This window comes from Actinomadura roseirufa (genome assembly GCF_900659635.1).
GTDB classification, from domain to species: Bacteria; Actinomycetota; Actinomycetes; order Streptosporangiales; family Streptosporangiaceae; genus Spirillospora; species Spirillospora roseirufa.
The window spans coordinates 1-13,507 of sequence record NZ_CAACVB010000214.1; the positions used below are offsets into that span (position 1 = coordinate 1).

Annotated in this window: 9 protein-coding genes; 7 read left to right on the forward strand and 2 right to left on the reverse strand. The window is 75.4% G+C overall.

The window, feature by feature from the left end:
• Positions 1-1,497, reverse strand: a 1,497-nt coding sequence (locus E1291_RS31600; protein ID WP_131741744.1) for a DUF4407 domain-containing protein, incomplete at its 3' end; no start/stop codon positions are given.
• On the reverse strand, positions 1,494-1,805 hold the full coding sequence (locus E1291_RS31605) for a hypothetical protein (RefSeq protein WP_131741745.1): 312 nt from the start codon (positions 1,803-1,805) through the stop codon (positions 1,494-1,496). The genes E1291_RS31600 and E1291_RS31605, both read right to left, overlap by 4 nt.
• 289 nt (positions 1,806-2,094) lie before the next feature.
• Between E1291_RS31605 and E1291_RS31610 the strand changes: the two genes are divergently transcribed.
• The 7 genes from E1291_RS31610 to E1291_RS31645 all read left to right on the forward strand — a co-directional run.
• On the forward strand, positions 2,095-2,904 hold the full coding sequence (locus tag E1291_RS31610) for a 4Fe-4S single cluster domain-containing protein (protein ID WP_207401043.1): 810 nt from the start codon (positions 2,095-2,097) through the stop codon (positions 2,902-2,904).
• The gene (locus tag E1291_RS31615; RefSeq protein WP_131741747.1) at positions 2,901-4,529 is read left to right on the forward strand and encodes a coiled-coil domain-containing protein; all 1,629 of its coding nucleotides are present in this window, start codon (positions 2,901-2,903) and stop codon (positions 4,527-4,529) included. Before E1291_RS31610 ends, E1291_RS31615 begins: the two co-directional genes overlap by 4 nt.
• Entirely contained in the window at positions 4,526-7,132 is a 2,607-nt protein-coding gene (locus E1291_RS31620; protein ID WP_207401044.1) for an AAA family ATPase, read from the forward strand. The genes E1291_RS31615 and E1291_RS31620 overlap by 4 nt, the downstream gene beginning before the upstream one ends.
• Positions 7,119-9,155, forward strand: coding sequence for a hypothetical protein (locus tag E1291_RS31625; RefSeq protein ID WP_131741748.1), 2,037 nt, complete (start codon positions 7,119-7,121; stop codon positions 9,153-9,155). The genes E1291_RS31620 and E1291_RS31625 overlap by 14 nt, the downstream gene beginning before the upstream one ends.
• Entirely contained in the window at positions 9,152-10,246 is a 1,095-nt protein-coding gene (locus tag E1291_RS31630; protein WP_131741749.1) for a hypothetical protein, read from the forward strand. Before E1291_RS31625 ends, E1291_RS31630 begins: the two co-directional genes overlap by 4 nt.
• Before the next feature lie 82 nt (positions 10,247-10,328).
• Positions 10,329-13,064: a hypothetical protein gene (locus E1291_RS31640; protein ID WP_131741750.1), complete on the forward strand. Its 2,736-nt coding sequence runs from the start codon at positions 10,329-10,331 to the stop codon at positions 13,062-13,064.
• On the forward strand, positions 13,061-13,507 hold a 447-nt coding region (locus E1291_RS31645; protein WP_131741751.1), incomplete at its 3' end, for an acetate and sugar kinases/Hsc70/actin family protein. The genes E1291_RS31640 and E1291_RS31645, both read left to right, overlap by 4 nt.

Here is a 13,507-nt window from a genome sequence, read left to right on the forward strand (position 1 = left end):
GTGCGGTCCGGGGCCGGCCGGGGGCGGGCCGCCGGCGGGCCGGAACCCTGGCCGCGGCGTGCCCTGGGCACCGGACCCGAACCCGCCGCCGTCGCCGAACGAGCCGTTCCCGGCGCCGCCCGGCGCCGGGTGGGTGCGCGGGTCGACGCGGGGGAACTCCTCCGCACTCAGGTAGCGGTCGACGTTGCCGGAGGCGTCGCGTAGCTCACGGTGGCGCCACTCGTCCAGGATGGCCTCGGCGACGGCCCGCTCGGCCTGGACGGTCCGGTCGACCAGGTGGGGGATCATCGCGTCCCGGGCCTCGCGCAGCAGCCGGGCCTGGGTGATGATGTCCTCCGCCTCCAGGATCTGGGCGTTCTGCTCGCGGCGGGCGCGTTCGGCGGCGACGCGGCGGCGCCGGTTCTCCTCGATCTCGAGGATCTCCTCGTAGAGGCTCTTCTTCGGGACGAGGGTGAGCAGCAGCTTCACGAAGATCGGCAGGCACTCGATCGAGGTGAAGAGCAGGATGAGCAGCAGGTGCGTCCAGAAGAGGGTGCCGTCGCCGTCGGTGAGCTGGTTCAGGGCCTTGAGCCTGAGCAGCAGCCCGTCGGAGTCGGCGTTGCTGGAGGCGAAGCCCTTGTCCAGACGCGCGCGCTCGTCCTGCGCGGCGGTGAGGTCCTTGCGGACCTGGGGGAGACGCTGCTTGGCCGCGGCGAGGTTCTGCTGCCGGGAGTTGGTGCCCTCGCTCTGCAGGACGCCCTGGCGCGCGGCGATCTGGTCGCGGATGTTCTTGAGCTGGCCCTCGGCGTCCTGGAGCTCCTGCTTGCGCTGCTGGGCGATGGGGCCGTCGCCGGGCTTGCACTTGCCCTTCTGCCCGCCGATCTCGCAGATCACCTTCTCGCGGGCGTCGGAGACGCGCTTGAGGGCCGCGGACTCCTGCTGGCGCAGGCCGGCGAGGGTGGGGTCGGCGTTCTGGTCGGTACCGGAGTCGCCGTTGCTGCTGATGATCCCTTCGAGGCGCTTGGCCTCGGCGTCCAGCTTGGCGATCCGCCGGCCGAGCGCCCCCGACTGGGCGTCGCCCGCGTTGGCGTTGGCGGCGGCGGACTTCATCCGCTCCAGCTGGACGTCGATCTCCGGCTTGAAGATCTGCAGGACCAGCGGGGTGGAGATGACGATGCCGATGAGCAGCGCGAACAGCAGCCGCGGGGCGGCGAGGTAGAAGGCGTGGCGGCGGCGGTCCTGGCGCTGGATCGTGGTGACGAGCCAGCGGTCCAGCATCATGATGCCGAGACCCCACATGACCGCGAAGACCAGGGCGAACACCAGCGGCGCCTTGACCGCCATGGACAGCGCGAACGCCATGGAGACGCCCGCCATGACGGCGGTGATGAGCACCGCGGCGCCGATGCCCTGGTACTTGCCGCGCTCGGACGGGCACTGCTCGAGGATCTCCGGCCGCGCGCCCGACAACCAGATCAGCGGGCGGAATCCGGCCGATCGCCGGGGGACGCTCGTCATGGACGCTGCTTTCGGCGGAGGACGGGGCCCCGCGCCCCGCCGAGGGCGGGCGCGCGCAGGAAGGGGACGGCCGGAACGTGCCAGCGGAGCCGGGGCGTCCGGGGCGCGGCCGGGATGCGCGGCGGGGTCAGCCGGCGCAGCAGGAGGTGATCGCCCGCGAGGCGGTCGGCGCGGGCGTGCAGCGCGCGAAGCAGGGGCCGGTGCCGGGTGAGCGTGGCCTCGTCCAGCATGATCGCGGGCGGGAAGAGGGCGGTGACCCGCGGCGACCGCAGGGGCGGCCGCGGAGGATCCTCATGGGCAGGGACCATGTCGGGTGGCCATTCCTGTCATTCGGCGAACGGGCAAATGAGGAAACTCGATGACGACCGGCTGCGGGGGCCGAGAGCGGCAGGATAGCGTGCGAACTCGGGCAACTCCGCGTCACGGTGCGCACACTCCACGGGCCTGGCCGGATCCGGTCACCAGGGCCGAAAATAACCGAGTCGGGACCGGAAGTTTGTGTCGCATGCCATGAGCAGCCCGTGCGCACTCCCGTACAATCCGGCCACTGGCAGGTGTTTTCCGGTCACTATCCCCCCGAACGGTCGAATGCTCAACGTGGCTGAAACATGCGTGGGTACCCGCGCCCTCGGACCCGGCAGGCGGTCGGTCGTGTGGGTCCAGGGCTGCCCGTTCCGCTGCCCGGAATGCCTCGCGCCCGAATGGATCCCGGACCGGCCCGCGCGCCGCGTCACGCCCGCCGCGCTGGCGGCCGAGCTGCTGGCCGACCCGGCGGTGACGGGCCTGACCTTCTCCGGCGGCGAGCCGATGGCGCAGGCCGCCGGGCTGGCCGAGACGGCGCGGCTCGCCCGCCGGGACCGTTCCGGCCTCACGCTGATCTGCTTCACCGGGTACCGGCTGGAGCGGCTGCGCGTCCGCCCGCCGGGCGACCCCGTGCACGCGCTGCTCGCCGAGGCCGACGTCCTCATCGACGGCCTGTACGTGGCGGCGCGCAACGACGACCGGGGGATGCGCGGCAGCGACAACCAGCGCGTCCATCACCTGACCGGCCGGCTCCGGCACGCCACCGCGGCGCTCGCGGACGGCCCGCGCCGGATCGAGGTGCGCCTGCGCGCCACCGAGACGCTGTTCGTCGGCGTCCCCAGCCGCGCCCTCGCCGCCGCCTACCCGCCCGCCGCGGTGGTGCCGCCCGACCCGGGCCGCTTCCCGGACCCGCCGCACGGCACGTCTCCCACGCCGTCCGGCACGACTCCCACGCCGCCCGTCACACCGCCCCCCGCCCCCTCCGGTGGAGAGGCGGTGGCCACAGAAGGGCGGGACGCGAACGAGACGGGCGCTCGCGGCGTCCAAACCTTGGATGCCGGTCGGCGCGGGAACCGCGCGGAGACCGAAGGGAGCGGCCGGTGAGCGGTGCGAAGCGGATCACGGTGGACGCGGGCGCGTGGCACGAGGCGTCGGCGGCCGCGCGGCGGCTTCGCGACGTCCGGCGCGACGTGCCCGCGCTGGTGGAGGCCGTGCGGCGGAGCCAGCGCGAGGAGCTGGACCGGACGTTCACCGAGGTGGAGGGCCGGCAGCGGCGGGTCGAGCGGGTCCTCACCGGGCTCAGCGACCAGGCGCGCAGGTCGGAGCTGCGCACCGCCGAGCGGCTGCGCGCGCAGTCCGAGCGGCTGCGCGAGCAGCTCGGCTCGGTGGTGGAGTCGGCCGTGGAGAAGGCCCGCGCCGAGCAGGACGAGCGGATCCGCACCGCGCTGGAGCGGGAGCGGGCCGAGCGGCGGGCGGAGCTGGAGACGCTCGGCCGGGAGCTGGACGAGCTGCGCGCCGACCGGGGCCGCGCCGCCACCGCCGCCGAGCGCACCCTCGCCGACGCGCGGCTGATGCGCGATGCCATCGAGGCGGAGCTGCCGCACGAGCGGTTCGCGCCCGGCCGGCTCGACCGGCTGGAGCGGCGGATCGTGACGGCCGAGGCGAACATGGCGGCGGGGCTGGCGGCCGAGTCGCTGAGCCTGCTGCAGGAGACGTTCCTCGACCTCGCCGAGCTGCGCGCCGAGCTGGTCGTCCTGGAGCAGGAGTGGCAGGCGGCGCGGCTGGCGGCGCTGGACGCCCTCACCGTCGTCGCCGAGCGGCTGCGGTTCAGCGCGGAGCTGCCCGCGCCGGACGAGCGCGGCGAGCCGATCGACGGTCTCACCTTCGACGTCGACCACTGGTCGGGCGGCGGGCTGGCGCGGCTGCGCGCCGATCTCGACGCGCGGACCGGTGAGATTCGCGGCGACACCCCGCTGACGACCGGGGAGCTGCGGGAGGTCGTCCGGCGGGACGCGCCCGAGCTGGAGGAGCGCCTGGAGGACGCGGTGACCCACGCGACGATCGCGGTGCTGGCCTCGCAGGCGCGGGTGAACGTCGCCGAGCAGGTCGTGGACGCCGTGGAGGTCGCCACCGGGTTCTCCTGGACGGAGAACGCGTACGCGGGCGACGACCAGCGCGCCGCGTTCTACAGCAAGCTCCGCCATCTCAACGACAACGAGATCGTCATCGAGGTGGCGCACGAGGAGCCGGAGGACGACGGCCCGGGGTGCCTGTCCGTTCGCATCCTGTCCTACGACCGGGACACCGCCTCGGAGGAGGAGCTCGTAGAGCGCGCGCGGGAGATCGCCACCGATCTGCGTGACCGTGGGCTTCCCGTCGGGGATCCGGTCGCCGACGCGGCGCATCCGGATCCGGAGCTGGCCGACTTCGAGACGATCCGCACGTCCCCGCCCGAGCCGACCGGTACTCCCCGCGCGGTCCCGAACCAGGCCGCCCGGCTGCGAGAGGGGGCCGGTCCGGGCGTCGGCGTCCGGCCCGGCGGGTCGTCCCGTCCGGGGACGGGACGATCGGGCGATCCCGGCGGGACGGGCGCGCGCTCGCGGCCGGCGGGCCGTCCGGGCGAGTCCGGGGCCGACAGCGGCGTACGGGACGTATCGGACACCGGTGCGCGCCAGGGGCCCGGCACCGGTGAGGGCGCGGCGCGGCCCCGTCCGGACGACCGGTGGTGACCGCACCGCCGGCCGAGCGCCTGGGGGCCCTGTTCCGGGCGGCGGCGGACGGCGATCCGGTGATGATCGTGCACGGGCCGGGTGCGGACGACGCGTTCGTGGACGGCGCCTACCGGACCTACGGCATCGAGACGGCGATCTGGGAGGCGCTGCACGCGGCGGGGTACGAGCGCATCGTCTTCTACTCGCTGCACCGCAAGCTCTACTTCCGCGACGCCGAGTCCCGCCGGCTCACCCGTCCGGAGGCCCCAGCGGGGCGGCGGTCCGGCCGGGGCCGCGGCGGCGCCGGGCGGCGGATGCGGTCGGGGTTCAGCGGCCCGCTCGGCGACCGCGTGGTGACCGGCGACGGGACGGGCACCGGCACGGGCACCGGCACGGGTGGCGGCAGGGACACCTCGACGGCCCTGCTGGAGCCGCCGTCCGCCGGTCCGCCGCGGCCGTCCGGGATGACCGACGCGCACGCCGTGATGACGCTCGACCACCTCATGCGGCAGGACGCGGCCCGTACGGCGGTCGTGCTCGTGCACGCCGAGGAGATCCTCAGCCACACCGTCGCGGGACGGTCGCTCGCGACGGTGTTCGCCGAGTGGGTGGCCTACCGGGGCAGCGCCCACAACAAGTGCGTGCTGGTGTCGCGGAAGGCGTCGCTGTCGGAGGTCCGCGAGTTCGTCTACGACCTGCGCGGGTTCCCGTCGCTGGAGGAGTGGGCGCGGCAGCTCGCGGCGCGCGGCGGGCGGCCGGGCCTGGTGGGCGAGCCCGACGAGGCGGAGCTGGCACGGCTCGTGCACGTCCTGCGGCTGGCGGGCCGGGCGCCGCGGCTGCGGATCGGCGACTGGGCGGGCCTCGGGCCGGCGGTCCGGGCGATGGCGGCGACGGCCGAGCCCGCCCGGACGTGGGAGCAGCGGCTGCGCCGGCTCGCCGCCGAGGGCGTCGCGCTGGACGGCGACGTGCTGCGGGCCCGCGGCTGGGTCACCTCCGCGGCGGGCCGCGAGGACGTGTGGCGTCGGCTGGACCGGCTGGCCGGGCTGGCGGTGGTGAAGGAGCACCTGGCGGCGATGCGGCTGCTGGTGGAGGCGGAGAACCGGATGCGCGCCGAGGGCCGCGGCACCGCCGAGCCCGCGGCGCACCACCTGGTGTTCACCGGCAACCCGGGCACCGGGAAGACGACGGTCGCGCGGCTGGTCGGCGAGATGTACCGGGAGCTCGGCGTGCTGCGCCGCGGGCACCTGGTGGAGGCGACCGCGGCCTCGCTCGTCGGGCAGTACGTCGGCGAGACCGCGCAGAAGACGCAGGCGATGATCGACAGCGCGCTGGACGGGGTGCTGTTCATCGACGAGGCGCACGCCCTCGCCGACCAGGCCGACGGGTTCGGCGCCGACGCGATCGGCGCGCTGCTGACCCGGATGGAGAACGACCGGGGCCGGCTCGTCGTGATCGCCGCGGGCTATCCGGACCGGATGCGGGAGTTCCTGGACGCCGACCCGGGGCTGCGGCGCCGGTTCCCCGAGGCCAACGTCATCCGGTTCCCCGACTACGACGCCGAGACGCTGGCGGGCATCGCGCTCGCGCGGCTCGCCGAGCAGGGGCTGGCGTGGACGCCCGAGCTGGAGGCCGACCTACGCGTGGTGGTGGCGGGGCTGCACCGCACGCGCGGCCCGGGGTTCGGGAACGCGGGCGCGATGCGCGACCTCGCCGACGACCTCAAGCGCCGCTGGGCGGTGCGGACGCGGGCCGCGGTGGACCGTCCGCTGGAGCCCGCGGACGTGCCCGAGCCGCTGCGGGTGCATCTGCGCTCGCAGGTGCCGGACCTGCCCGTCCTGCTCGGCGAGCTGGACGGCATGATCGGCCTCGGGCCGGTGAAGGAGACGGTCCGCGCGCTGGTCGCGCAGGTCCGGCTGAAGCAGCGGCGGGGCCGCGGCGAGGTCGTCGCGCCGCACGTGCTGTTCCTCGGCCCGCCCGGCACCGGCAAGACGACGGTGGCGCGGATCATCGGGGGGATCTTCCGGGAGCTGGGGCTGCTGGCGAAGGGGCACGTCGTGGAGACCGGCCGCGCCGACCTGGTCGGGGAGTACATCGGGCAGACCGCGCCGCGCACGCGGGAGAAGGTGCGGGAGGCGCTGGACGGGGTGCTGTTCATCGACGAGGCGTACGCGCTGGCGCGCGGCGACGACGGCCGCGACTTCGGCCGGGAGGCGCTCGACACGCTCACGCAGGAGATGGAGAACCTGCGCGGCCGGATCAGCGTGGTCGCCGCCGGATACCCGGCGGAGATGCGGGCGTTCCTGGCCGCCAACACCGGGCTGCGGTCGCGGTTCACCGTGCAGGTCGAGTTCCCCGACTACACGCCGGAGGAGCTGGTGAGGATCCTGGAGGCGATGGCCGAGGCGGAGGGCTACCGCATCCCGCCCGAGACGCGCGTCCGGGCGATGGCGTGGCTGGCGGCCGAGCGCCGCGCGAACCCGGGGGACTTCGGGAACGCGCGGGCCGTCCGGGAGCGGCTGCTGCCCGCGATGGAGGTCCTGCTGGCCGCGCGGACCGCCGACGACCCCGCCGCGGACGTGGACACCTTCCTGCCCGAGGACGTGCCCGATGCGGCCGGATGAGGTGGCGCCCGTCGCGGGCCGCGCGCGTCCGGGCTGCCCGGTGTGCGGGTACCCGATCGCGCACGAGGAGCTGCGGTGCGCGGAGTGCCGGTGGACGCTGCACGGCGAGTGGCGGCTCGGCGCGCCCGGCGCGACCCTGCTGCGCGACTTCGAGGAGCGCCTCGCGGCGGCGCGGCGCGAGCGCGACCTGCTGGCCGTGGTGCGCGCCGGGCTCGCCGACGACGCCTACGTGCGGGGCGGGACGCCGGCGCCGGAGGAATGGGTGCGGGCGCGGCAGGCGGTGGACGTCCCGCCGGTGTCGGACGCGGCGTTGCAGGGCGCCCTCGCGGCGGCGCTGCACCGGATGCGCCCGGGGGTCGCGCTGACCATCGCCGAGGTCGGCGCGGACGCCGCGCTCGCGGTGACCCGGCTGGAGCTGGACGGCCTCGGCGTGCCCCGCGCGACCGCCGAGGAGAGCGTCCTCACCTGGGCGGACGCGCTGCCGATGCTGTCGGGCGAGCCGAACGAGCGGTGGTTCCAGCTGGCCGGCGGGCTCGCCGAGCTGGACCGCGACGCGCTGTGGCGGACGCTGCGCGACGGGCTGCCGCAGCGGCTCGGCGAGCAGGGCGACGACGTGCTGCTGGTGCACCGGGAGATCGGCTGGCCGGTGCCGGACCGCGCGGTCCGCGTGCTGCGCAAGCGGCATCCGGCGGCCGAGGTGGTGCCGGCCGGCCGGCTCGGCGTCCGTGACCTGCTCGCCCCGCTGGTCGCCGCGCTCCCGATCCGGCACGAGGTGGGGCTGCTGGCGGTCGAGATCGAGGCCGGGACCCGCCGCGTGCTGCCCCGGCTGATCCCGCTGTTCGCGCCGGGTGCGCTCGCCGGGACCGAGCACGCGGTGCCGCTGGCCCGCCCGCCCGGCGACGCCGACTGGACCGTCCTGGCCGCCGTCGCCGCCGTCCCGGACCGGTGGACGCTGCTGGCGGCGTCCGCCGCCCGGCTGCCCGCGGACGCCCCCACCGAGGTGCGGGTGGTCCTGGACGCGCCCGGCCGGGTGCGGGTCACCGCCCCGGACGGGCTGCGCCCGGTCACCGAGCGGCTGCCCGAGCTGCTGGACGCGCTGCCCGAGCGGCTGGAGGTGCTGACCGAGCCGGTCGACCTGATCTGCGCGGTGGAGCTCGGCGGCGTGGACGAGACCGTCGCGCGCCGGCTGGACCTGCTGCGCGAGCTGGTGTCCGTCCTGGACGTGACGTATCCGGGCTCGGACCTGGTCCGGGTGGCGGTGCTCGGCTACCGCGACCACGCCTACGGGCGGGGCCGGGAGCGCCGCCAGACCGTCTTCGGCGACTGGTTCGGCACGCCGGTGAAGGCCATCGAGGCGCTGGGGCGGCTGCGTCCCAGCCGCATCGAGTATCCGGAGGCGGCGCCGGTGGAGGACCTCCTGCACGAGATCTCCGTCCGGCTGGGCAGGCCACGGTCGTCCACGGGGCCGATCGCCACCGGGGCGAACCACACCGGTCCGATGTCCACGGGTTCGATCGCCACCGGCCAGTTCGCCGCGGGCCAGTTCAGCACAGGCCAATTCAGCACAGGCCAGTTCAGCACGGGCCAGTTCAGTGCGGGTCAGTCCAGCACGGGTCAGTTCAGCACGGGCCAGTCCGGGACGGGCCCGTTCACCACGGGGATGATCCCGGGCGGCCTGGCGCGCGGTGCGCCGCCGCGCGACGCCCGCACCGTCCTGCTGACCGTGGGCGCCCGTCCGCCGCACCCGCCCGTGGAGAGCGGCCTGGACGTGCTGCCCTGCCAGTTCGAACGCGGCTGGCAGGCCGGGGTCGCCGCGCTGCGGCGCGCCGCCGTCACCTGCGCCGCCGTCCTGCCCGCCGACGCCCCGCGCGACCACCCGGTCTGGGCGGCGCTCGGAGCCGCCGGCGTGCACGACGTCCACGACACCGACGCGAGGCGGCTCGGGGTGGGTCTCGGCCTCCTCCCGGCCGTCCCCCAACTGCTCAATCTTCCGCTGGCCGACCCGGAACGAGGTGCCCGGTGACCAACCCTTCGCAGTTCTCTCCGCCGCCACCGAACGCGCCGCGCGGGCCCCAGGGCCCGGGGAACCCGAACATCGTCCAACCGCAGCGCGACCTGCGCCGCATCGGGCTGTGGGGCGCGCCGCAGAGCGGCAAGACGACGTTCCTGGCGGCGCTCCAGGTCGCGGTGCTGCGCAGCCCCGACGACTGGATGCTGTTCGGCGTCAACGAGGAGTCCAACGACTTCCTCGACGCGCAGACCGGGATGCTGACGCAGCACCGCCAGTTCCCGGCCGCGACGCGGTTCTCCAACTCGCTGAGCTGGATCCTGCGCGGCACGACCGAGCTGCCCACCGGCAAGCGGTTCGGCAAGAAGACCGTGGACGTGCCGATGGAGTTCAACATCGACCTCCTGGACTCGCCCGGCGCCGTGTTCGCGAGCAAGGCCGTCAGCGGGCTGCAGGTCCCGTCCGAGGGGGACAACCTGGGCTTCGGCGACGAGTCTGAGGAGTCCGGCTCGGAGGTCGGCGAGGACGAGATCATCGAGCATCTCGCGGGCTGCGACGGGATCGTCTACCTCTTCGACCCGACCCGGGAGCGCCGGCACGGCGACTCCTACAGCTACTTCCAGCGGACGCTGCTGAAGCTGTCGCGGCAGGTGTTCCGGGACCGCGGCTCCGGCGACGCGCGGCTGCCGCAGCACCTCGCGGTGTGCGTCACCAAGTTCGACGCGCCGGAGGTGTACCGGCGGGCGCGGGTCGGCGGGTACCTCACCTACGACGACACGCCCCAGATGCTGCCCCGGGTGCGGGAGGACTCGGCCGGGCACTTCTTCGCCGAGATGTGCAAGGATTCCAAGGTCGGCAACGCCGATCTCGTGCTCAGCAGCATCCGCAAGTACTTCCACCCCGACCGGGTGCGGTACTTCGCCACGTCCGCGGTCGGGTTCTACCTGGGCGAGGCCGACCGCTTCACCGAGAACGACTACGGGAACGTGACCAAGAGCCCCGACGGCATCATGGAGATCCGCGGCAAGGTGTGGCCGATCAACGTGGTCGAGCCGGTGCTGTGGCTCGGCAGGCGGCTGGGCGACCAGAACGGAAGCGCGCGTTGACGACTCCGGGAACGACGCCGGCGGCCGCGCGGGCGGCGGTGCGGCGGGCGACGCGGGGAACGGGCCGGGGAACGAGGCCGCGATGGTCGAGGTGACCGCGGGCTGGGCGCTGTTCGGCAAGCGCCCCGGCAGCAGCGACGACTACGGGGTGCTGAACTGCAGCCGCGAGCCGTTCACCAGCGCCGGGTTCAGCCGCATCCTGAGCCGCTACGGGCTGGGCACCCCGCCCGTGCACCGGTCCGGTGAGGGCGCGCTGCCCTGGGTGGCGATCAGCTGGGTGGGCGAGGCTCCCGACCGTTACCTCGGCATGTCCGTCGAGTACTGGACCGAGCACCGTGACGGCGCCGGCCGTCCCGTCGCGTTCACCAAGTACATCTGCGTGCCGTACCAGGCGGTGGAGGCGGCGCCCGTCTCGTACGCGGCGCTGTACCGGGAGCTGCTGAAGCTCGACCTGCCGATGGACGGCAGTCCCGGCGAACGCGTCACCCTCGTCACCCCCGAGTACTCGCCCGCCGACCTCGCCCGCGACATCGAGCGGTTCGACCGGCACAAGGTGATGCGGACGGCGGCGCTGCTGCTGGACGGCCGCGTCGACATCCTCGGCGCCGGGGAGGCGTCCCTGGTCGACCGGCTCGCGTTCCTGGACGCGGTCGCCGCGCTGCTGCCCTACGGGTACCGGGCCGACTTCACCGGCGCGACGTGGGCGACCGGCCCGGCGGCCAAGATCCGGCTGGCGTTCACCCGGCGGGCCCGGGACGGCGCGCGGGAGGTCGGCTGGCGCGGCGCCGCCGAACCGGTCCAGCTGTCCCACACCGCCGCCGGGTACCTGCGGCTGCTCAACGACATGCTGGGCCGCGACCGGGACCTCGCCTGGCTGGTCGGCTACCTCGCCTCCGGCAGCGAGCCGCGCGACTTCGGCGACCCGGGGCACGCGCTGGCGCGGCTCGCCGACGTGGAGTGGCCGCGCGAGGTCGCGCGGGCCGTCCGCGACCGGCGCGGCGGCATGGAGGACGAGGTGCGCCGGCTGCTGCGCGGCACCCGCCTCCAGGAGGTCGACCCCGCCGACCAGAGCCGGGTGCTCGCCCACCTCATCCGCCTCGCCGACCCCGGCGACCTCGACCTGATCGAGCGGCGCTGGGACCAGGCCGCCGCGACCGGCGGCACCGAGCTGACCGAGGCGATGGCCGAGGCCGCGGCCGCCCTGCTGTGGCGGGACGAGCCGGACACCCGGGTGTCCCGCTACGCCGAGTTCGCCTCCCGCCGGCGCTTCGCCGACGCGTTCCTCACCGGGGTCGTCCGGCGGGGCGACGGCGTCCGGCCCGCCGGGCCGGCGCGGACGCTGGCCGCCGAGCTGATCCGTGACCACGTGGACCCGTCCGACCCGGCCTGGGCGGGCTCGCGGCTCCTCGTCGAGCTGGACCGCGACCATGGGCTGGCCGCCGGGCTGCTGGCCGCCGAGTACCGGGGCCGCGACCGGATCGCCGCGTGGGCGGGCTGGCTCAGCGAGCGGCTGCCCGACATGCTGCCGCCGTTCAACGACCTGCTCGCCGGGCGGGAGGTCGACGCCGCCGTGTTCCGCGGCCTCGTCGACACGCAGCCGGCGTGGGCGTCGTCGCTGGTGCGGGTCGCGGGCCGGCTCGGCCGCCTGGAGCTCGCCCTGCCCGGCGTCATCGCCTGGCTGCGCGGCCGCCGCGAGCTCGACACCGCCGCCCGCGACTTCGTGACGGTGACCCTCGGGGACCTGCGGACGGACGAGCGCGGCGGCCAGGGCGCCTCCGACGCGCTGCTGATGATGCTCGGATCGTCCCCGCGCTACCTACAGGAGGCGACGGGCGCCGAGGACCCCGGCCTGTACCAGAAAGGGGTGCTCTGGGCGTGGTCGAACCGTCCCATGCCGAGCATGGCGGGGACGATGGTGCGCCAGCTCGCCGCGACGCTGCGGCTGCGGCCGTGGAAGGGCGACACCGACCGCGCCGACGCGGTCATCAACCTGGTCCGGGCGCTGCTGCACAACAGCGACGAGGACTGGACCCCGCTGATCTGGGTGCTGGACGCCGACCCGCCCGACCCGGAGCTGGTGAAGCGGCCGGCGTTCGGGGAGCTGCGCAAGCGGCTGCGCGAGAACGAGGCGGCGCATAGCGCGGCACCGCAGAACGCGGGGATCCCCGCGTCCGGGATGACGCCGCCGTCCTCGAACGGCGCCGCGTCGATGGTGGCCCAGCCCGCCGGAGCCGTCACCGGGGTCTCGGCCGCCGCGGACGCCTCCGGAGGCGTGCCCGCCACGACGGGCGCCCCGCCCGGTTTCGGGGCGTCGCCCGCGCCGGGAGTGTCCGCGCGGCTCGCGCCCGACGCCGGGATCGACGAGGTCGTCGACTTCTACCTGACCGCCGCCACCGGGGAGTGGACGAGCCCCGCCACGGCGCTGGAGAGCCTGGTCGGCGCGGGCCGCGCGCTCACCGCCTACGAGGCGTACCTGCTGCTGCAACGGGTCGAGTACGCCATCGCCAACCGCTACGACCAGCAGCAGGCCGACCGGCACGGCCGGCAGATCGTCGACGCCGTGATCGGCGGCGCGCTCGGCGCCCCCGTCGCCGCGGAGTTCCGCGACGTCCTGGCCGACTACGCCACCCAGGAGATCGCGCACCAGCTCGCCCTGCTGGAGCGCACCGCCGGTGACGCGCCCGGCCAGCCGTCGTGGGAGCCGAACGAGGTGGTCAGAACCCGGCTGGAGGAGATCAAGTCGGGGGTGGAGCGGATGGCGAAACAGGGCCGCGGCGGGCTGTTCGGCCGCGGCCGGCGCAAGCCGGGCGACGGATGACCCGCTGGGTCGCGGTCGCCCTCGACGTCGGATCGGCGGCCACGCGGATCGCGCTCGGCGGAGCCGCCGGCACGCCCGTCGTCGAGACGCGGCCGACCCCCGCCGGCGGCCTCGCGGTCTTCCTGTCCAAGCTGCTGGAGGCGGGACGCTCACGCGCCCCCGGCGCCATCTCCGGGATGACCGTGACCGTCCCCGAGGCGTGGCTCGACGGCACCGCCGAGGGCGTCCGCGCCCACGAACGGCTGCGCCGGACCGTCCTGGACGAGCTGGGCTGGCACCACGTCACCTGGCTCGGGCAGGCGGGCTGTGTCGCCGCCGACGCCGTCGCCCGCAGGCCCGAGGCGGGCGGCCCGGTGCTGGTCTGCGACCTCGGCGCCTCAACGGTCGGCGCCGCGCTGTGCGAGACCGACGGGCCCGTGCTGCGCGTGCGGTCCGTCGCGGTC